We start from the raw sequence: 18160 nt of genomic DNA, 5'->3' as shown, positions 1-18160 counted from the left end.
GGTGTCTATTGATTCCTCTTGATGCCGATAAGGCGGCCGGCCTGGGGCGGGCGGGGGAGCGTGGCGTGGAGGGCGGCGAGCTTCTCGATGCGCTCCATCGCCCAGTCGGGCCACGGCGCGGCGCGACGGGTCGCATAGTCGATGTTCATCAGCATCAGCTCGTTGGTGGCGGCGAGCCAGCCCTCGCTCTCGTGATACATCATGTGGATGTAGTGCAGGCGCTTTTGGTCATGGTCGAGGAGCTGTGTGGTGATGCGCAGCGGATCGCCCTCCTTTACCTCGCGGTCGTAGGTGACGTGCGCCTCGAGCACGAAGGTCATGCCGATCTTCTCACGCGTGTACTCCCAGCTCACGCCGAGCTGGTTGCAGAGCGTATCGGTCGCCTTGTCGAAGGCCACGACGTAGAAGCCCACGTTCATGTGGCCGTTCCAGTCGATCCATTCGGGCAGGACCCTGGCGCGGTGGATGTCGAGCGGCGCGCCGAGATCGGGTTCGATCATGGGGTAGGGAGGCAGTTTCATGCGGGCGGACCGTAGCGAAGCCCCGCCCTCCGCCGCAAGTTCCCGCCCACATCTTCTGTCGAGGAGCGGACATGGCCAAGAAACCGAAAGCATCGATCCCGGGCGTGGGCGCCGGGCGCAAAGATCCCTCGCTTCGCCCGGGATGACACGGCAAAAGGATGTGTCGTCCCGAGCGTGAGCGAGGGATCTTTCAATTCATCGAGCAGGAGGTCCTCATGTCCGCATCGAACCGCCGTGTGCTGCTGAAATCGCGTCCGCAGGGGGAGCCGACGCCGGCCAACTTCGACCTCGTCGAGGCGCCGATCCCGGAGCCGAAGGAGGGCGAGTACCTCTCGCGCACGATCTGGCTGTCGCTCGATCCCTATATGCGCGGCCGCATGTCGGAGGCGCGCGGCTACGCCAGCAACGTCGAGCTCGGCGATCCGATGGTGGGCGGCACGGTCGGGCAGGTGGTGAAGTCGCGTAATCCCGGCTTCAAGGAAGGCGACTTCGTGGTCGAGCAGTCGGGCTGGCAGAGCTACGCGGTGTCGACCGGCGCAGGCGTGACGAAGCTCGACCCGAACGCCGCGCCGCTCTCGGCCGCGCTCTCGGTGCTCGGCATGCCGGGCATGACGGCCTGGTGGGGCCTGATGCAGATCGGCAAGCCGAAGGCCGGCGAGACGGTCGTGGTCTCGGCGGCCTCGGGCGCCGTCGGCTCCGTCGTCGGCCAGCTCGCCAGGCTGCACGGCTGCCGCGCGGTCGGCATCGCCGGCGGCAAGGCGAAGTGCGACTACGTCGTGAAGGAGCTTGGCTTCGACGCCTGCGTCGACTATCGCGCCGCCGGCAAGGACCTGTTCAGGGAGCTGCGCGCCGCGGCGCCCAAGGGCATCGACGTCTATTTCGAGAATGTCGGCGGCGCGGTGCAGGCGGCGGTCCTGCCGCAACTCAACGACTTCGCACGCGTGCCCCTCTGCGGCCTGGTCTCGCAGTACAACGAGATGCAGATGTCGCCCGGACCCGACTGGCGGCTGCTGCTGGTGCGCCGGGTCACGGTGCAGGGCTTCATCGTGTCGGACCACTTCGGCGAGATGGAGGGCTTCCGGAAGGAAGTGCCGCCGGCGGTGAAGGCAGGCAGGATCAAGTATCGCGAGGACATCGTGCAGGGCCTCGAGAACGCGCCCGAGGCGTTCATCGGCCTGCTCAAGGGCCGCAACTTCGGCAAGCTGCTCGTGCAGGTGTCGGACGATCCGACGCGGAAGTAGCTCTCCTGGACCGCGCGCATCCTGCGCGCTCGAGGTCATGAGCGCGCAGGATGCGCGCGGTCCACAAGATCACGTCACACAGCCAGCAGCTCCTGGGCCACCAGATCGGGCGCGGAGATGATGCAGTTGTGGCCGGCCTCGATCGGCCGGAAGCGGACGTGCGGCAGGGCCTGCACCTTCTCGTGCATGCCGGCGGAGACGGGATAGCGCGGCCTGGTGCAGGCGATGTAGGTCATCGGCCTTCCGTTGCCGGCCGGATGATGGAGCCGGATCGGCCTCGTGTAGCAGGCGAGCGGATGCGGCGTGAGCTGGCGGTGCGTCCAGGCGGCGAGCGCGGGATCGTCGATGATCAGGCTGCCCACCGGCGCGAAGGGCAGCACCTCGGTGCCGTTCACGATCTTCACCAGCTTCTTCCGCTTGGCCGCGATCTCGGGCGGGATGCGGCCGAAGATCGACTGGCCGTCCTGCGGCAGCCCGCCGTCGATGATCACGAGATGGGCGATGCGCTCGGGCGCGCGGTCCGTGACCATGCCCGCGATCAGGCTGCCGAAGCTGTGGCCCACCAGCACGACGTCGCGCAGGTCGTCCTTCTCCAGCGTCGCCAGCGTGTCGGCGAGCAGCAGGTCGTTGTCGATCTCGGGCGACAGCTCGGCCGCGCGCTCGCCGACGCCGCGAAAGGGCAGCGCGCGGGCGTCGTGGCCGGCCGCGCGCAGCTTCCCGAGCACGAATTGCCACGACCAGGCGCCCATCCACGCGCCGGGAAGACAGACATAGGTCCGCATGCGGCGGGTTCTTAGCACATCCGGTTCCTCCCCACGCGACGCGTAGGGAGGTGGCCGAAGGCCGGAAGGTCATGGGTAACCGTCGCGACGCTTCCGACCCCTTCGTCGCGTATGACGCGATACCTCCCCAGCGGAGCCGGGGAGGGGGTATCCTTCCCGCGCATGGAGTGGGGAAGGCGCCTTCGCGTCGAAGCAAAGACGTTCGTCGAGCCCGGGCCGCGGCTGGTCGACGAGCTCGAGTGCGTGGCGTCGGTGCTGCTGGCGATCGTGTTCGCCCACGCGCTGGATGTCCGCAACGTCTCGTGGGCGGCGTTCTCGGGCTACATGGTGATGCGCGGCCATCTCTCGGAGAGCCTGCTGCGCGGCGCGCTGCGCATCGCCGGCACGACCGCCGGCGCGGCGCTCGCGCTGCTGCTGGTGCCGGTGCTGCTGCCGTCGCTCGCCGCCTCGTCGCTGGCGGGCGCCGCGATCGGCGGCCTCTCGCTCTACGGCGCGCTGACCAGCCGCCGCGCCTATGGCTGGCTGTTCGTCGGCCTCACGTTCGAGATGGTGATGCTGGACAAGCTCGCCCATCCCGGCCTCGCCGTCGTCGACTTCGCCGAGACGCGCCTGCTCGAGGTGATCGCCGGCACCGTCGCCTGCGTCGTGGTGAGCGCCGCTTCGAGCCTCACCGCACGACGGCGCTGGCCCGCGCCGCCGACGCCGCCGGCGCCGAGCCTCGGCTGGCATGCGGGGGCGGCGCGCCATGCCGCGCAGGCGGCGGTCGCGCTCGTCCTGCTGCCGCCGATCTCGACGCTGTTCGGGATCGGCGATCTCGCGCAGAGCGCCATCACCATCATGGCGGTGATGATCGTGCCGGTGTCGACGCTCGGCGTGAACAGCCTGTGGCTGGTGACGCAACGGGTGCTGCATCGCGCCGCGGGCTGCCTCGCGGGCGGCGCCGTGGCGGCGCTGATCCTGCTCGCCGCGCACGGCCATGCGCCGGTGCTGATCGCGGCGACGGCGGCGGGCGTGATGATCGGCCGCCACATCGAGAACGGCCGCGGGCCGGTCGCCTATGCCGGCACGCAGTTCACCCTCGCGATCCTGGTGACGCTGGTGCCCGACAGCTACGCCGCCGCCGCCATCGATCCCGGCCTGCACCGGCTGATCGGCATCCTGATCGGCAGCGCCCTGATGGAGCCGGTGCTGGTCGCGTGGCACATCGTGGCGCCGTCGCGCAAGGACGAGCCGCAAAAGACGGTGTCATCCCGAACGAAGTGAGTGAGGAATCTTTTGGCAGCGCCGACCAAAGATCCCTCGCTCGCCACGCTCGGGATGACACAATAGAAAGGTCACCTTCGCCTGAGCGCGAGGCCCATGGCGATCCAGCCGCTGCCGATGAAGACGAGGTCGATGCCGAGGAAGAGGCCGAGCACGTAGAAGCTCGAGACCGGCCAGTGGGCGACGATGATCAGGCCGAGGAAGAAGCTGATGAGCCCCGAGAACACGACCCAGCCCCACGGCGTGCCCTGCTTCATCTGGGTCGCGAGGAAGATGCGCAGCAGGCCGGACACGATCAGCGCGATGCCCAGCAGCAGGGTCAGGATGGTGGCGGCGGCGAACGGGTTCTGCAGGCAGATGAAACCGGCGATCACGTAGAGGATGCCGATCAGCAGCCAGAAGGCGAAGCGGCCCCAGCTTCGCACGTTGAAGGCCGAGACGATCTCGACCGCGCCCACCATCAGCATCATGAAGCCGACGATGATGACCGCCGACGCGGTCGCCACCACGACGCTGCCCAGCGCGATGATGCCGGCGATCAGCGCGATCACGCCGAAGGCCACGATCCAGCCCCACTTGTCGCGCAGCGCGCGCATGCCTTCGCCCAGGCTGTGCGGGCCGGTGCCGGTATTGTCGGTCGCTGCCATGGTCGCCCTCCTCAGTGCGGAACGGCCGCGGGAAGTTTACGCCTGCGCCGATGGCACAGTTCCACCGGCTGTGTGACAATGACGGCATGAAGGATACGCCGCATAACGAGCCGCCGCCACCGCGTCCTGCCACAACCGTGCTGCTGCTGCGTCCGTCCGAGGCCGGCAATGCCGCCTCGCCGCTCGAGGTGTTCATGGTGGTGCGCCATCACCAGATCGATTCCTTCTCCGGCGCGCTGGTCTTTCCGGGCGGCAAGCTCGAGGCGGCCGACGGCGATCCGCGGCTGCGCAACCGGTGCGGCGGCGCCGGCGGCATCAGCGACGAGGAGCTGAAGTTCCGGGTCGCCGGCGTGCGCGAGGCGTTCGAGGAGTGCGGCATCCTGCTCGCCCGCAAGCCCGGCCAGCGCGCGCTGGTCGGCGCCGCCGATCTCGGGGGCATCGAGGCGCGCTGGCGCGCGAAGCTCGCGAAGGACGAGGCGAGCATCGTCGATCTCGTGGAGGCCGAGACGCTCGAGCTCGCGACCGATCTCATGACGCCGTTCGCGCACTGGATCACGCCCACCTTCGCGCCCAAGCGCTTCGACACCTGGTTCTTCCTCGCCGAGGCGCCGCAGGACCAGGTGGCGCTGCACGACGGCTCGGAGTCCGTGGATTCGGTCTGGATCGGCGCGTCGGAGGCAATCGCGGAAGCGAAGGCCGGCAAGCGCACGCTGGTGCATGCCACGCTGAAGAACCTCGAGCTGCTGGCCGAGGGCCGCACCGTGGTGGGCGCGATCTCGCAAGCCACCGAGCGCAAGATCGTCACCGTGCAGCCCTGGGTCGAGACGCGCGACGGCAAGCGCTTCCTGCACATTCCCGAAGGAGCGGGCTACCGCAACCTCGTGCGCGAGATGCCGCCTCAGGAAGCGGTTCCGCAAGCCGGAAGATAGTTTCGTTTTCTGGGCAGCCATGTCCAAAACCGGCTCGCGCCTGGCGGGCCGGCGCGCTAAGACCGAATGAACAACCGTTCATGGAGCCGGCTTCCTCGGCCGGCCAGCTGGAGGAAGATAGGGAATGGTCGGAATCGTGGCCTATGGAGCCTATGTGCCGCGCCTGCGGCTCAGCCGTCAGGCGGTGTACGACGCCAACAAGTGGTTCGCCGGCGGCCTGCGCGGTCTCGCCAAGGGCGAGCGCTCGATGGCCAACTGGGACGAGGACTCCATCACCATGGCGGTCGAGGCGGCGCGCGACTGCCTGACCAGCCACAAGGCCGAGGACGTTCGCTCGCTCTACTTCGCCTCGACCACCCATCCCTTCAAGGACCGCCAGAATGCGGGCGTGGTCGGCACAGCGCTCTCGATCGAGCAGAACCTGCTGGCGTCCGACGTCGGCGGCTCGCAGAAGGCCGGCACCTCGGCCCTGATCGCCGGCCTCAACGCCTCCAAGAACGGCGGCGGCCCGGCGCTGGTCGCGGCGGCCGACAAGCGGCTCGCCAAGGTCGCCTCGTCGCAGGAGCTGAACTACGGCGACGGCGCGGCAGCGCTGCTCTGCGGCACCGAGAACGTGATCGCCAAGCTGGTCGGCCACCACTCGGTGTCGATGGACTTCGTCGACCATTTCCGCGGCGAGGAGGCGGAGTTCGACTACGGCTGGGAGGAGCGCTGGATCCGCGACGAGGGCTACTCCAAGATCGTGCCGCCCGCGATCAAGGCGGCGCTGGCCGCCTGCAAGCTCAAGGGCGCCGAGGTCACCCATTTCATCATGCCGAGCCTGATGCCGGCGGTGCCCAAGCAGATGGCCAAGATCTGCGGCATCGGCGAGGGCGCGGTGCGCGATCTGCTGAACGCCAACCTCGGCGACACCGGCGCGGCCCATGCGCTGGTGATGCTGGTCGATGCGCTGGAGACCGCGAAGGCCGGCGACAAGATCATGGTCGTGGCGTTCGGCCAGGGCGTCGACGTGCTGGTGTTCGAGGTGACGGCGGAGAACGCCAGGCTGCCCAAGCGCAAGGGCCTGTCGGGCTGGATGGCGCGGCGCAAGGAGGAGAAGAACTACATGAAGTTCCTCGCCTTCAACGAGATGCTGCCGATCGAGAAGGGCATGCGCGCCGAGTTCGACAAGAAGACCGCGCTCTCGGTCCTGTGGCGCAAGCGCGACATGATCTACGGCCTGGTCGGCGGCAAGTGCAAGGTGTGCGGCACCGTGCAGTTCCCGCGCAGCCAGGTCTGCGTCAATCCCAACTGCCACGCCGTCGACAGCCAGGAGCCGTACGCGATGGCGGGGCTCGAGGCGTCGGTGATGTCGTTCACCGCCGACTCGCTCACCTACTCGCCCGATCCGCCGGCCTACTACGGCATGATCACCTTCCCCGAGGGCGGCCGCTTCATGGCCGACTTCACGGACAGCGACAAGGAACAGGTGAAGGTCGGCACCAAGATGCGCATGACCTTCCGCATCCGCGACAACGACACGATGCGCGGCGGCTTCAAGCGCTACTTCTGGAAGGCCGCGCCGGTGTGACAAACGGTGTCATCCCGAGCGCAGCGAGGGATCTTTGGCGACGTCGATGAAAGATCCTTCGCTTCGCTCAGGATGACACGGCTAGAGAGTTCTTAGAGTCAAACGTTCCACCCTCACCAAGGAGACCTGCAATGGCTCGTGGTATCAAGGACAAGGTCGCCATTCTCGGCATGGGCTGCTCCAAGTTCGGCGAACGCTGGGACAGCGGCGCCGAGGAGCTGATGCTCGAGGCGTACAAGGAATGCGTCGCCGACGCCGGCATCGATTCCAAGCAGATCAACGCCGCCTGGTTCTCGACCGCGATCGACGAGGTCCATGTCGGCAAGTCGGGCATCCCGCTCTCGACCACGCTGCGCCTGCCCAACATTCCGGTGACGCATGTCGAGAACATGTGCGCGTCGGGCACCGAGGCGTTCCGCGGTGCCTGCTATGCGGTCGCCTCCGGCGCCGCCGACTTCGCGCTGGCGCTCGGCGTCGAGAAGCTGAAGGACACCGGCTACGGCGGCCTGCCGGGCGGCCGCGGCGGCCCGCTGCAGGCGCTGTGGAGCGCCAACGGCACGGCGCCGGGCAACTTCGCCCAGCTCGCCACCGCCTACATGGCCGCGCACGGCGTGTCGGGCGAGGACCTCAAGAAGGCGATCGGTCACGTCTCGTGGAAGAGCCACCAGAACGGCGCCAAGAACCCCAAGGCGCATCTGCAGAAGGCGGTCGAGATGGACACCATCCTGAACGCGCCGATGATCGCCTCGCCGCTCGGCCTGTTCGACTGCTGCGGCGTCTCCGACGGCGCGGCGGCCGCGATCGTGACCACGCCGGAGATCGCCAAGTCGCTCGGCAAGAGCAACATCGTGAGCGTGAAGGCGCTGCAGCTCTCCGTCTCCAACGGCTCTGAATCGGGCCACAACTCGTGGGACGGCAGCTACTTCCACACCACCCGCATCGCCTCGAAGAAGGCCTACGAGGAGGCCGGCATCAAGAACCCGCGCGACGAGGTCTCGATGTTCGAGGTGCACGACTGCTTCTCGGTGACCGAGCTCGTCACCATGGAGGACCTGCACATCTCCGAGACCGGCAAGGGCTGGAAGGACGTGCTCGACGGCTTCTACGACGCCGACGGCAAGATCCCGTGCCAGATCGACGGCGGCCTGAAGTGCTTCGGCCATCCGATCGGGGCCTCGGGCCTGCGCATGCTCTACGAGATGTACCTGCAGTTCCAGGGCCGCGCCGGCAAGCGCCAGCTCAAGGACCCCAGGATCGGCATGACGCACAACCTCGGCGGCGCGCCGCGCGAGAACGTGTCGAGCGTGGCGATCGTCGGCCGGTTCGAGTAGCTCAGGCGGACCGCGAGCTTCCAGCTCGCCTCATGAGCGGGCTGGAAGCCCGCGGTCCAATGAACCGTTGCGCCCTCTCCCGGCTCGGGCGAGGGCGCTTCTTTCAGATTTCGAGGAGGAGGGAACGGGCTCATGCAGCTCGACAGGAAACTCATCGGCCACGCGTTCAAGCCGTTCACCACCACGGTCGAGGCCGGCAAGGTGCGGCTGTTCTGCAAGGCCATCGGCGAGGACGATCCGATCTATACCGACGAGGCGGCGGCGAAGAAGGCGGGCTATCGCGCCATTCCCGTGCCGCCCACGTTCCTCACCGCCGTCACCAACGACGATCCCGACAAGGGCGGGCTGCTGCGGCTCCTGAACGTCGATATCGGCCTGATCCTGCACGGCGAGCAGCACTACGAGTATCTCGCGCCGGTCCATGTCGGCGACCGGATCACCTGCCAGCAGAAGGTGGTCGACATCTACGACAAGAAGGGCGGCGCGCTCTGGTTCGTGGTGTCGGAGACCGAGCTCAAGGGCCAGGACGGCAAGCCGGTCGCCAAGGCGAAGGGCATCACCGTCGTGCGCAACCCCGACGCGGCGAAGAAGTGAGGGAGGAGAAGATGACGACCGCTCCCAGGTTCGATCAGGTCAAGGTCGGCGACGCGCTGCCGCCATTGAAGCTGCCGCCGATCAGCCGCCACCAGCTCGCGCTCTATTGCGGCGGCTCGGGCGACCACAACCCGATCCATGTCGACATCGACTTCGCGAAGAAGTTCGGCTTCAAGGACGTGTTCGCCCACGGCATGCTGTCGATGGCCTTCCTCGGCCGGCTGGTCACCTCGTGGGTGCCGCAGACGCAGGTGCGCAGCCTCGGCACGCGCTTCACCTCGATCACCTGGGTGGGCGACGTGATCACCGTCAGCGGCAAGGTCACGGGCAAGCGCGAGGAGGGCGGCCAGAAGCTGGTCGACCTCGAGGTCAGGTGCACCAACCAGAACGGCCAGGACACGCTGCAGGGCAACGCAACGGTGGCGCTCAACTAGTCAGGTGGACCGCGAGCATCCAGTTCGCTCATGAGCGCGCAAGATGCGCGCGGTCCGGAAGAAAGAAGGAGAAGAGGCAAATGGGTCAGATGGACGGCAAGGTCGCGATCGTCACCGGGTCGGGGCGCGGCATCGGGCGCGAGATCGCGCTCCGGCTGGTGCGCGACGGCGCCAGGGTGGTGATCAACGACATCGACGAGGCGCCGGCGAAGGAGACCATCGCCGCGATCGAGAAGATGGGCGGCAAGGCGGTGGCCTGCAACGGCGACGTCGCCAAGCCCGACTTCGGCGACCGCATCGTCAAGACCGCCGTCGACGCCTTCGGCGGCTGCCATGTCGTGGTGAACAACGCCGGCTACACCTGGGATTCGGTGATCCAGAAGATGACCGACGAGCAGTGGTACGCCATCCTCGACGTGCATCTCACCGCGCCGTTCCGCATCCTTCGCGCCTTCCAGCAGCACTTCAAGGGCGCGGTCGAGAAGGAGCGCGCCGAGGGCAAGCGCATCGTGCGCAAGGTGGTGAACATCTCCTCGACCTCGGGCGTGAACGGCAACGCCGGCCAGTCGAACTACTCGGCCGGCAAGGCGGGCATCGTCGGCCTCACCAAGACGCTGGCCAAGGAGTTCGGCCGCTACGACGTGACGGTGAACGCGGTCGCCTTCGGCTACATCCAGACGCGCCTCACCAAGCCCCTGAGCCAGGGCGACGCGGGCGAGATCGAGGTCCAGGGCCGCAAGGTCAAGATCGGCGTGCAGGGCGGCCGCATCGCCGCCATGAACCAGATGATCCCGCTCGGCCGCGGCGGCCTGCCCGAGGAGGCCGCGGGCTCGGTCTACCTCTTCTGCAGCCCCGACAGCGACTATGTCAGCGGCCAGTGCCTCGTGGTGAACGGCGGGCTGTGAGCTAAAGATCCCTCGCTGTCGCTCGGGATGACACGACTTTGTTGACCGCAAAGAACCGTGTCATTCCGAGCGTAGCGAGGAATCCTTGAGGATGCTGACCTCAAGCAGGTCCGCCCAGCTCGGATTCACTGCTTCGACGAGCGCATCCTTCTTCGATCGCCGCCAGCCCTTGATTTCCTTCTCACGAGCGATCGCGTCCTCGACGTATTTGTAGTCCTCGGCGTAGACCAACGTGCCGACGCGGTACCTCCGGGTGAAGTCGCCGCCTTTGCCCTCGCGATGCTCGGCAACCCGATTCTCGAGATTGTTGGTTACGCCGACATACATGACCTGTCGGCTGGCGTTGGTCAGAATGTAAACGTAGTAGCTGGGCATCGTCGCCGAAGATCCCTCGCTTACGCTCGGGATGACACCATCTTTTTCGTCAACAACATCGTGTCATTCCGAGCGCAGCGAGGAATCTTTCGTCAGCGCGGCCCAGCGGCCGGGGGTGAGGCCGAAGCGGCTGGAGAAGTGGCGGGTGAGGTGGCTCTGGTCGGCGAAGCCGGTGGCGGCGGCCACTTCCGACAAGGGCTGGCCGCGCGCGATCAGGGTCTGTGCGCGGGCGAGGCGGCGGCCGACCTGGAAGCGGTGCGGCGAGGTGGCGTAGGCGGCGCGGAAGTGGCGGGCCAGCGCGAAGCGATCGAGCCCGGTCACCGATTCCAGCTCCTCCGACGCCACGATGCGCGGCGCCTCGGCGATCAGGAAATCGCGGGCGCGCTCGACCGCCCTGCGCGCGGTGGCCGTCTTTCGCGGCGGAGGCGGCGCATCGCTGCGCGCGGCCAGCAGCTCGGCGAGGCGCGCGACGATCGCATCGACGGCGAGCGGCTCGAGCGGGCGCGGGAAATCGGTGAAGGCCTCGCGCAGGATCAGCGCCATGCCGGCATCGTCGGCGACGACATCGGGCACGTAGGGCACGGCGGCACCGGCGAGCGCGCGCCCGACGGCGGCCGGCTCGACATAGAGCATGCGGTAGGCGAAACCGTCGGGGACGCCGGCGTGGCCGTCATGCGTCTCGTCGGGATGCAGCACCATCACCTGGCCGGCGCGGCTGGTCCTGAGCGCGCCGCGATAGTGGAAGGACTGCGCGCCCGACAGGGTGAGCCCGACGCCGTAGGTCTCGTGGCGGTGCAGGTCGTAGGCATGGCCGGCGAACTGCGCGGACAGGCGCTGCAGCCCGTCGCGCGGCGCGTCGAAGCGGATCTCGTCGGATCGGGTCATTCGGGTCGCGCTCGCACGAACGTTCAAGACCGGGGCGCCATCGTGCCCGATATGGGGAGCATGATCTACGACACCAAGACCGCGCTCGTCCTGCGCACCGACCTCGCCGGCTGGCGGCTCGCCAATGTGGCCGCCTTCCTGGCCGGCGGGCTGGCCGGCACGACGCCCGAAATGATCGGCGAGCCCTACTGCGACTCGGCCGGCCGCTTCCACTCCGCGCTCGTGCGCGAGCCGGTGTTCGTCTATGGCGGGACGCTCGACGAATTGCGCCGCACCCACCAGCGCGCGCTGGCGCGCTCGCTCCGGCCCGCGATCTACATCGAGCGCATGTTCGAGACCAGCAACGACATCGACAACCGCGCCGCCTTCGCCGCCGCGCCCGCCGACGCGCTCGATCTGGTCGGCGTGGCGGTCCACGGCCCGCGCAAGACCATCGACAAGGTGATCCAGGGACTGAAGTTCTTGGCGTAGCGGAAAGATCCCTCGGCTTCGCCTCGGGATGACACTGTTTTTTGAATCAAAGAAGTCGTGTCATCCCGAGCATAGCGAGGAATCTTTCCATTGCGGCGCTACCAGTGCGGGCGGATGGTGTTGTTGACGCGGCGGTCGCCGGCCTGCCAGCGGCGCAGCGTCTCGTGCGCGCTGGCGCGTTGTCGCGCGGCGATGTCTCCGGCATCGGGCGGGTCGGAGGTGAACTCCACGATCAGCCCGTCCGGGTCCTGCACGTAGATCGACTTGCAGTAGCCGTGGTCGCGCTCGCGCACCGGCAGGTCCGCCGCCGCAAGACGCTGCTTGATGCCATCCTGCGTCGCCTCGCTGACGGCGAGCGCGATATGCACGAACAGCGGCTGCTTCTTCGCCGTGTAGGCGGCCGCGGCGTCGGCATCGGCGAAGGCGAAGAAGGCGAGCGCGCCGCCGTCGCCGATGCCGTAGAAGGTGTGGCTGTAGGAAAGCCGGCGGCCGGGGAACTCGGGGAACTCCGCCTCCTCGATCCAGGTCGCCACCAGCGGCAGGCCGAGGATGTCCTCGTAGAAATGCCGCGTCCGTTCCTGGTCGGCGCAGACATAGGCGTTGTGATGCAGCCGCAACGGCAGCGCGGGAGCAGGGTCGGTCATGACGGCTTCCTCCTCTCTCTTGTCCTCTCTACGCCCGACATGGTCGAGCGACCGGCCGGGCTGGTTCCAACGCGCATTCGACGCCTAGAATGCGCGATGCGGCGGGGCCGCGGAAAGGAAATCGGCCATGAATGCTGTCGCGGAAGCGATTCTCCCGGGCGTCGTGATCGTCGAGGACAGCGACGCCGGGCCGCTTGCGGAGACGATCCGCAGCGGCGTCCACGTGCTGCGGGCCGACGAGCCGGTGGCGGCCGGCGGCAACGATACCGGGCCGGGTCCCTACGACTATCTGCTCGCGGCGCTCGGTTCCTGCACGGCGATGACGCTGCGCATGTACGCGCGCCTCAAGAAATGGCCGTTGCTCAAGGTCACGGTGCGGCTGAAGCACGACAAGATCCACGCCACGGATTGTGCGGAATGCGAGACCAGGGAAGGAAAGATCGACCGCATCGAGCGGCTGATCGCACTCGAAGGCCCGTTGAGCGACGAGCAGCGTCAGCGCCTGCTGGAGATCGCCAACCGGTGCCCGGTCCACCGCACGCTGAGCTCCGAGATTTTCATTCCGACGCGGCTTGCCTAGCCCGAGCGGCGGGCGCAACTGACAACAAACAAGAGCAGATGCCCAGCGTCGTGCCATCCCGAGCGAACGCGAGGGATCCTCGATCGGCGCCAGCCAAAGATCCCTTGTGTCTTTGTGATTTGCGAGAATAAGCGAACGGGCGGCCGTTTGAGCAGCCGCCCGTCGCCGGCCCTGAGCCCGGAGATCCCTAAGGCAAGAGCCTGCCAGCGAGCGAGGGCCAGGGCCGGTGTCTTCCTTAAACCCGAACAGTTGCCTGGGCGCGAAGCCCGGACGAGCAAGGAAGGGAGACGGAGGATGACACAGAAGCGGACGCTTGTCGGCCTCGACATTGCCAAGGGAAAGATCGATGCGGCGATCCGGTCGGCGGGCGCGGAAGCGTCGTTCGCCCATGACGCCGCGGGGCGTCGGCGGCTGCTGGAGTGGCTGGCCGAACATGGCGTCGCCACGGCGGTGATGGAGGCCAGCGGCGGCTACGAGAGGAGCTGGGCCGGCCTGTTGCGCGAGGCTGGGCTGGCAGTGGTGATCGTCGACCCCCAGCGGGTGCGCCACTTCGCCCGGTCGGCCGGACAGCGGGCCAAGACCGATGCCATCGACGCCCGCATGATCGCCTGGTTCGGCGAGGTATTCGAGGATCTTACCGGCCAGGCCCGGGACGAGGAGCGCCAGGAACTCGACCAGCTGGTCACGGCCCGTCTCGGCATGGTGCGGCTGAAGGGGCAGATCGAGAGCTGGAATGAGCACGAGCAGCCCAAGGCGGTGCGCAAGATCCATCAGGCGCTGCTCGAGGCGGTGGGCGCTCAGCTGGCCAAGCTCGAGGCCGTCATCGCCGCCAGGATCGCCACGGTCGAGCGCTTCGCGCGGCAGGCCGAGATCCTCCACAGCGTGCCGGGGCTGGGCGACGCGGCGGTTGCCGGCCTGATCGCCTTGCTGCCCGAGCTCGGCCGCGTCGACCGCCAGGCCGCGGCCGCCTTGCTCGGGGTGGCGCCCTTCGCCGACGACAGCGGTGAGCGGCGCGGCCAACGCCATATTCAGGGCGGGCGTCGCAAGCTGCGCACGCTGCTGTACATGCCGATCCTCAGCGCCATCCAGCACAATCCGGTGCTCAAGGCCCACTACCAGCGGCTGCGCGCCAGGGGCAAGAAGCCCAAGGTCGCCTTGATCGCCTGCATGCGCAAGCTGATCGGCATCCTCAACACCATGCTGCAGCGCTCCCAGACATGGGACCCAGTCAAACACGCCATCGCCTGAGCCCGCCGTCGGCGCTCCGCGCCGACGGCCTGAAAGCCGATCAGCCCGGTGAGCGGGCGGGGTCAAGGCCGCAGCCGCCGAAGGCGGAGGCGCATAGCGCCTGCCTTGAGCCCGAACGATCACCGGGCTACCTCAACATCACAGTTGCTCGCTGTGCTCGGGATGACACAGCCTGTTGCGATTCGTTTCTCAGCCGTCCCGCCAGTCGAAGGCGAGCGGGGCCTCGCGGAAGGCGAAGCGGTCGAGATGGCGGGCGACGGCGCCCTTCAGCGCCTCGAGCTGGCCCGGCGCGCTCGCCTCGAGGCGGCAGTCGAGGCCGTCGCCATGCGCCTGCATCGTAAGAACGCCGTCGCCCGGCCAGTCGGCGCCGCGGGCATTGCGCGGGAAGACCACCTTGCCCTCGGTCTCGCTGAACTCGACCGCGAGATTGTGGCTCCAGTGCTTGCAGAGCCGCTGGAGGTAGCGGCTGCCTTTGGCCGTCGGCACGCGGACGGTGCTGGCGACGGTCATGGCAGCCGCTCGATCTTCTGCGCCGCCTCGTCGAGGATGGCGGCGATCTCGTGCAGCGCCTCGGGCCGCACCTGCTCGCGGTCGAGGCGATACATCAGCACCGTGCGCAGGTTGGCCATGGCGCGGCGGATCGGGGCGGCGTCGGTGCGGCCGCGGGCGCCCGCGAGCTGGGCGAGCCGCGCGAACAGCGCCTCGACCTCGTCCTTCCTCGCCGCGAGCTCGGCGGTGCCGTCGGCGGTGGCGGCGAAGGCCTTGCGCGGGCCTTCCGACAGCGCCTCCTCGATCTGGCCCATGTCCTGCAGCAGGGTGAGCGTGGGATAGACGACGCCCGGGCTCGGGACATAGGACCCGCCCGACAGCTCCTCGATCGCGCGGATCAGCTCGTAGCCGTGGCGCGGCTGGTCGGCGATCAGCTTGAGCAGGACGAGCCGCAGCTCGCCCGAATCGAAGACCCGCCGCCGGCGTCGGCCATGGCCTTCGCCCGGTTCGCCTCCCCAGCCGCGACCGTAGCCATGGTGGCCGAAGCGGCCGGGTCCGGCGTGGTGCCTGTGGCCGAAGCGATGCGGCCGTGGGTCGTGTTCCTGATGATGATGCACGTGTCGTGCTCCTGTACGTTTCGACATGATCAAGATATATCTTGAATTATCGAAGATGCAAGAGCCGAATGCGGAGGGTTTGCGTTCGACCGATATTTTCCTCTTTATTTCAGTGGCTTATGAGCGCAACCGGAGCAGCGCGCTCCGATGAGGCTCAGGCCGTCGTGCCGCCGTCGACGGGCAGGGCGGCGCCGGTGACGAAGGAGGCCTCGTCCGAGAGGAGGAAGAGGGCGGCATTGGCGATCTCCTCGGGCCGGGCGGGGCGGCCCATCGGGTTCTGGCCGGCGCGCTGCTTCACCAGCTCCTCTGAATCGCGGCCACGGGTGCTCTGCTGGTCGGGGCGGTTCACGAACACGCGCAGCATCGGCGTGTCGGTGGCGCCGGGGCAGATCACGTTGACGCGGATGCCGTCCTTGGCGACGCGCTTGGCCAGCGCCCGGGCGAAGCCCACGACGCCGAACTTCACCGCCGAATAGACTGGGCTGAAGATCGAGCCCTGCAGGCCCGAGGTCGAGGCGGTGTAGAGCAGGCTGCCGCCGCCGCGGGCGCGCAGCTCGGGCAGCGCCGCCTCGGTGGTGACGAGCTGGGAGCGCAGGTTGAGGTCGACCGCGGTCGCGAAGTCGGCCATGTCGATGCCCTCGACCGACGCGGGCCCCGGATGGCCGAGATGGTTCCACACGAAGTCGAGGCCGCCGAAGGCATTGGCCGTCTCGCGCACGATGCGCCTCGCGTTCGCGTCCTCGCGCAGGTCGGCCGCGATGCCGATCGCCTTGCCGCCTTCCGCCGCGATCGCCTGCACGACCGCGTCGACGCTCGCGGCATCGAGATCGACCACGGCGACGCGCGCACCCTCGCGCGCGAAGCGGATCGCGCCCGCGCGTCCCATGCCCGAGCCCGCCGCCGTCACGATCCCGATCTTGTCCTTCAGGCGCATGGTGCTTTCTCCTCTTTGACCGTGCCGTGATCGTAGCTGCGCCAAATGCCGTGTCATCCCTCGCTACGCTGACACCGGACGGAGTCAGGGGCTGCGGTTCGGACGGAACGGGCGTATGCTCGCGCAGCGTTTGTGCCCGGGCAGCGAAGCGCCTGCGGCTTCAGTGCAGTTCGATTACGCACGGTCGGTAAGCGACATCCCGGCCCGCGCGGTGCGCGGCCGAGGCCGCGTGGTTCCAGCACACGACAATCGCGTACTTCCAGCACACGACAATCGACGGGAGGAAATCATGGCTCGCATTGCGCGTCGCAGGCTCCTGAAACTGTCCGGTTCGGGCGGCCTCGCCGCCATCCTGGCCACCCGCCAGGGGCCGGCGCTGGCGCAGGAAAGGAGCGTCCACTGGCTGCGGTGGGCCGATTTCGTGCCGGCCTCCGACGCGCTGCTCAAGGGCAAGATCACGCAGGATTGCAAGAAGGCGACCGGCATCACGCTCAGGCTCGAGACGGTCAACGCCAACGACCTGCAATCGCGCATCACCTCGGCGATCCAGTCCGGCACCGGCGCCGACATCGTGATGGCCATCGGCAACTGGCCGCAGCTCTACGCCGACAGCCTGGCCGACTCGGGCGACGTGGTCGAGGAGATCGGCAAGGCGCAGGGCGGCTACTACGACATCTGCAAGCAGGTCGCGACGGCCGGCGGCAAGTGGATCGGCGTGCCATGGGCGGTGGGCGGCGGGCTGATGGCCTATCGCAAGTCGTGGTTCGCGGAGGTCGGGCACGCGAGCTTCCCCGCGACCTGGGACGCCTTCCGCGGCGCCGGCCGGAAGCTCAAGGCCAAGGGACGGCCGATCGGCCAGACCGCCGGCCACACGTTCGGCGACGCGCCGGGCTGGTGGTATCCCTTCCTGTGGTCGTGGGGCGGCAAGGAGGTCGAGGCCGACGGCAAGACGGTGGTGCTGAACAGCAAGGAGACCGTCGAGTCGATCAAGTTCGCCGTCGCGCTCTGGAAGGAGGCATTCGACGAGGGCGGGCTGGCCTGGGACGACACCAACAACAACCGCGCCTTCCTGTCGGGCACCGTCAGCGCGACCAACAACGGCGCCTCGATCTACATCGAGGCCAAGCGCAAGCCCGACACCTACCGGACCGAGAAGGGCGGGCCGATGTGGCAGGACATCCAGCACGCGGGCATCCCCAAGGGCGTCGGCGGCCAGTACAACCTGCCGGGCCCGTTCACCGACATGCTGATGGGCTACTCGAAGAACCAGGCCGCATCCAAGGACTTCCTGCGCTGGATCCATTCCAAGTCGGTGTTCGACGAATGGTTCACCTCGCAGCAGGGCTATACCTGCGGCGCGACGCTGGACTGGGAGAAGCACAAGGTGTGGCAGGCCGATCCGGTGCTGGCGCCGTTCCACGACCTGCCGCGGCAGGGCCGGCTGGCAGGCTATGCCGGGCCGCCCAACCGGCGCGCCGCCGAGGTGGTGAGCAAGTACGTCATCGTCGACATGTACGCCAAGGCGATCCAGGGCATGCCGGCCGAGGACGCCGCCAAGTGGGCGCACGGCGAGGTCGCGCGGGTGTATGCGTGATGTGAGAAAGATCCCTCGCTGACGCCCGGGATGACACGGCCTTTGTGTCGTCCCGAGGCGTAGCCGAGGGATCCTTCCTCCTCACGCGATGTATGCATGATCGGGA

General features: G+C 68.1%; 21 protein-coding genes. 12 read left to right on the top strand and 9 right to left on the bottom strand.

Annotated features, from left to right (window positions below; genetic code table 11):
* Positions 1–5: 5 nt before the first annotated feature.
* Positions 6–521, bottom strand: coding sequence for a thioesterase family protein (locus OJF58_RS01595; protein WP_300781326.1), 516 nt, complete (start codon positions 519–521; stop codon positions 6–8).
* A 215-nt stretch (positions 522–736) separates the two neighbouring features.
* Here OJF58_RS01595 and OJF58_RS01590 point away from each other — a divergent pair, with 215 nt between their 5' ends.
* Complete coding sequence (locus OJF58_RS01590) at positions 737–1762, top strand: NADP-dependent oxidoreductase (RefSeq protein ID WP_300781325.1); 1026 nt, start codon at positions 737–739, stop codon at positions 1760–1762.
* A gap of 74 nt (positions 1763–1836) precedes the next feature.
* Here OJF58_RS01590 and OJF58_RS01585 read toward each other — a convergent pair whose 3' ends face one another.
* Positions 1837–2562, bottom strand: coding sequence for an alpha/beta hydrolase (locus OJF58_RS01585; protein WP_300781324.1), 726 nt, complete (start codon positions 2560–2562; stop codon positions 1837–1839).
* Positions 2563–2706: 144 nt separating this feature from the next.
* Here OJF58_RS01585 and OJF58_RS01580 point away from each other — a divergent pair, with 144 nt between their 5' ends.
* Positions 2707–3807, top strand: a complete 1101-nt coding sequence (locus OJF58_RS01580) for an FUSC family protein (RefSeq protein WP_300781323.1) — start codon at positions 2707–2709, stop codon at positions 3805–3807.
* Positions 3808–3878: 71 nt separating this feature from the next.
* Here OJF58_RS01580 and OJF58_RS01575 read toward each other — a convergent pair whose 3' ends face one another.
* On the bottom strand, positions 3879–4454 hold the full coding sequence (locus tag OJF58_RS01575) for an HdeD family acid-resistance protein (RefSeq protein ID WP_300781322.1): 576 nt from the start codon (positions 4452–4454) through the stop codon (positions 3879–3881).
* Between the two features lie 86 nt (positions 4455–4540).
* Here OJF58_RS01575 and OJF58_RS01570 point away from each other — a divergent pair, with 86 nt between their 5' ends.
* The 6 genes from OJF58_RS01570 (at position 4541) to OJF58_RS01545 (ending at position 10217) form a co-directional block, all read left to right on the top strand.
* Positions 4541–5383: an NUDIX hydrolase gene (locus tag OJF58_RS01570; protein ID WP_300781321.1), complete on the top strand. Its 843-nt coding sequence runs from the start codon at positions 4541–4543 to the stop codon at positions 5381–5383.
* 124 nt (positions 5384–5507) lie between these two features.
* Complete coding sequence (locus tag OJF58_RS01565; protein ID WP_300781320.1) at positions 5508–6953, top strand: OB-fold domain-containing protein; 1446 nt, start codon at positions 5508–5510, stop codon at positions 6951–6953.
* A 131-nt stretch (positions 6954–7084) separates the two neighbouring features.
* Positions 7085–8284: an acetyl-CoA acetyltransferase gene (locus OJF58_RS01560; RefSeq protein ID WP_300781319.1), complete on the top strand. Its 1200-nt coding sequence runs from the start codon at positions 7085–7087 to the stop codon at positions 8282–8284.
* 132 nt (positions 8285–8416) lie between these two features.
* The gene (locus tag OJF58_RS01555) at positions 8417–8878 is read left to right on the top strand and encodes a MaoC family dehydratase N-terminal domain-containing protein (protein ID WP_300781318.1); all 462 of its coding nucleotides are present in this window, start codon (positions 8417–8419) and stop codon (positions 8876–8878) included.
* Between the two features lie 11 nt (positions 8879–8889).
* Positions 8890–9312, top strand: coding sequence for a MaoC family dehydratase (locus OJF58_RS01550; RefSeq protein ID WP_300781317.1), 423 nt, complete (start codon positions 8890–8892; stop codon positions 9310–9312).
* A gap of 80 nt (positions 9313–9392) precedes the next feature.
* Entirely contained in the window at positions 9393–10217 is an 825-nt protein-coding gene (locus tag OJF58_RS01545) for an SDR family NAD(P)-dependent oxidoreductase (RefSeq protein WP_300781316.1), read from the top strand.
* Between the two features lie 60 nt (positions 10218–10277).
* Here the strand turns inward: OJF58_RS01545 and OJF58_RS01540 are convergent, their stop codons facing one another.
* Entirely contained in the window at positions 10278–10592 is a 315-nt protein-coding gene (locus OJF58_RS01540) for a GIY-YIG nuclease family protein (RefSeq protein WP_300781315.1), read from the bottom strand.
* A 63-nt stretch (positions 10593–10655) separates the two neighbouring features.
* Positions 10656–11477 (bottom strand): AraC family transcriptional regulator, encoded by an 822-nt coding sequence (locus OJF58_RS01535; protein ID WP_300781314.1) that lies wholly within the window; start codon positions 11475–11477, stop codon positions 10656–10658.
* A gap of 60 nt (positions 11478–11537) precedes the next feature.
* Here OJF58_RS01535 and OJF58_RS01530 point away from each other — a divergent pair, with 60 nt between their 5' ends.
* The gene (locus tag OJF58_RS01530; RefSeq protein ID WP_300781313.1) at positions 11538–11948 is read left to right on the top strand and encodes a DUF2000 domain-containing protein; all 411 of its coding nucleotides are present in this window, start codon (positions 11538–11540) and stop codon (positions 11946–11948) included.
* A 98-nt stretch (positions 11949–12046) separates the two neighbouring features.
* Here the strand turns inward: OJF58_RS01530 and OJF58_RS01525 are convergent, their stop codons facing one another.
* Positions 12047–12592: a VOC family protein gene (locus OJF58_RS01525; protein WP_300781312.1), complete on the bottom strand. Its 546-nt coding sequence runs from the start codon at positions 12590–12592 to the stop codon at positions 12047–12049.
* 127 nt (positions 12593–12719) lie between these two features.
* Here OJF58_RS01525 and OJF58_RS01520 point away from each other — a divergent pair, with 127 nt between their 5' ends.
* A complete protein-coding gene (locus OJF58_RS01520) occupies positions 12720–13172 on the top strand; it encodes an OsmC family protein (RefSeq protein WP_366526807.1) in 453 nt (150 codons plus the stop codon).
* A gap of 294 nt (positions 13173–13466) precedes the next feature.
* Positions 13467–14420 (top strand): IS110 family transposase, encoded by a 954-nt coding sequence (locus tag OJF58_RS01515; RefSeq protein ID WP_300781024.1) that lies wholly within the window; start codon positions 13467–13469, stop codon positions 14418–14420.
* Between the two features lie 189 nt (positions 14421–14609).
* On the opposite strand, the gene OJF58_RS01510 is transcribed toward OJF58_RS01515, so the two are convergent.
* The 3 genes from OJF58_RS01510 to OJF58_RS01500 form a co-directional block, all read right to left on the bottom strand.
* Positions 14610–14930, bottom strand: a complete 321-nt coding sequence (locus OJF58_RS01510) for a DUF2218 domain-containing protein (protein ID WP_300781310.1) — start codon at positions 14928–14930, stop codon at positions 14610–14612.
* Positions 14927–15526 carry a PadR family transcriptional regulator gene (locus OJF58_RS01505; protein WP_300781308.1) on the bottom strand — a complete coding sequence of 200 codons (600 nt, stop codon included), beginning with the start codon at positions 15524–15526 and terminating at the stop codon, positions 14927–14929. The genes OJF58_RS01510 and OJF58_RS01505 overlap by 4 nt, the downstream gene beginning before the upstream one ends.
* 154 nt (positions 15527–15680) lie before the next feature.
* Entirely contained in the window at positions 15681–16460 is a 780-nt protein-coding gene (locus tag OJF58_RS01500; RefSeq protein WP_300781307.1) for an SDR family oxidoreductase, read from the bottom strand.
* A gap of 289 nt (positions 16461–16749) precedes the next feature.
* On the opposite strand from OJF58_RS01500, the gene OJF58_RS01495 reads away from it, so the two are divergent.
* On the top strand, positions 16750–18054 hold the full coding sequence (locus OJF58_RS01495) for an extracellular solute-binding protein (RefSeq protein WP_300781306.1): 1305 nt from the start codon (positions 16750–16752) through the stop codon (positions 18052–18054).
* The last annotated feature ends 106 nt before the right edge of the window (positions 18055–18160 follow it).

Source organism: Enhydrobacter sp. (assembly GCF_030246845.1).
In the GTDB taxonomy this organism is placed as follows: Bacteria; Pseudomonadota; Alphaproteobacteria; order Reyranellales; family Reyranellaceae; genus Reyranella.
The sequence above is the reverse complement of the archived record's forward strand: the minus strand, read 5'-3'. Positions and strand labels throughout refer to the sequence as shown.

Bases quoted from the DNA above. Each gene is read 5' to 3' on its own strand.
- OJF58_RS01595 (WP_300781326.1), bottom strand. From the start codon at position 521: ATGAAACTGCCTCCCTACCCCATGATCGAACCCGATCTCGGCGCGCCG.
- OJF58_RS01590 (WP_300781325.1), top strand. From the start codon at position 737: ATGTCCGCATCGAACCGCCGTGTGCTGCTGAAATCGCGTCCGCAGGGG.
- OJF58_RS01580 (WP_300781323.1), top strand. From the start codon at position 2,707: ATGGAGTGGGGAAGGCGCCTTCGCGTCGAAGCAAAGACGTTCGTCGAG.
- OJF58_RS01575 (WP_300781322.1), bottom strand. From the start codon at position 4,454: ATGGCAGCGACCGACAATACCGGCACCGGCCCGCACAGCCTGGGCGAA.
- OJF58_RS01570 (WP_300781321.1), top strand. From the start codon at position 4,541: ATGAAGGATACGCCGCATAACGAGCCGCCGCCACCGCGTCCTGCCACA.
- OJF58_RS01565 (WP_300781320.1), top strand. From the start codon at position 5,508: ATGGTCGGAATCGTGGCCTATGGAGCCTATGTGCCGCGCCTGCGGCTC.
- OJF58_RS01560 (WP_300781319.1), top strand. From the start codon at position 7,085: ATGGCTCGTGGTATCAAGGACAAGGTCGCCATTCTCGGCATGGGCTGC.
- OJF58_RS01555 (WP_300781318.1), top strand. From the start codon at position 8,417: ATGCAGCTCGACAGGAAACTCATCGGCCACGCGTTCAAGCCGTTCACC.
- OJF58_RS01550 (WP_300781317.1), top strand. From the start codon at position 8,890: ATGACGACCGCTCCCAGGTTCGATCAGGTCAAGGTCGGCGACGCGCTG.
- OJF58_RS01545 (WP_300781316.1), top strand. From the start codon at position 9,393: ATGGGTCAGATGGACGGCAAGGTCGCGATCGTCACCGGGTCGGGGCGC.
- OJF58_RS01540 (WP_300781315.1), bottom strand. From the start codon at position 10,592: ATGCCCAGCTACTACGTTTACATTCTGACCAACGCCAGCCGACAGGTC.
- OJF58_RS01535 (WP_300781314.1), bottom strand. From the start codon at position 11,477: ATGACCCGATCCGACGAGATCCGCTTCGACGCGCCGCGCGACGGGCTG.
- OJF58_RS01530 (WP_300781313.1), top strand. From the start codon at position 11,538: ATGATCTACGACACCAAGACCGCGCTCGTCCTGCGCACCGACCTCGCC.
- OJF58_RS01525 (WP_300781312.1), bottom strand. From the start codon at position 12,592: ATGACCGACCCTGCTCCCGCGCTGCCGTTGCGGCTGCATCACAACGCC.
- OJF58_RS01520 (WP_366526807.1), top strand. From the start codon at position 12,720: ATGAATGCTGTCGCGGAAGCGATTCTCCCGGGCGTCGTGATCGTCGAG.
- OJF58_RS01515 (WP_300781024.1), top strand. From the start codon at position 13,467: ATGACACAGAAGCGGACGCTTGTCGGCCTCGACATTGCCAAGGGAAAG.
- OJF58_RS01510 (WP_300781310.1), bottom strand. From the start codon at position 14,930: ATGACCGTCGCCAGCACCGTCCGCGTGCCGACGGCCAAAGGCAGCCGC.
- OJF58_RS01500 (WP_300781307.1), bottom strand. From the start codon at position 16,460: ATGCGCCTGAAGGACAAGATCGGGATCGTGACGGCGGCGGGCTCGGGC.
- OJF58_RS01495 (WP_300781306.1), top strand. From the start codon at position 16,750: ATGGCTCGCATTGCGCGTCGCAGGCTCCTGAAACTGTCCGGTTCGGGC.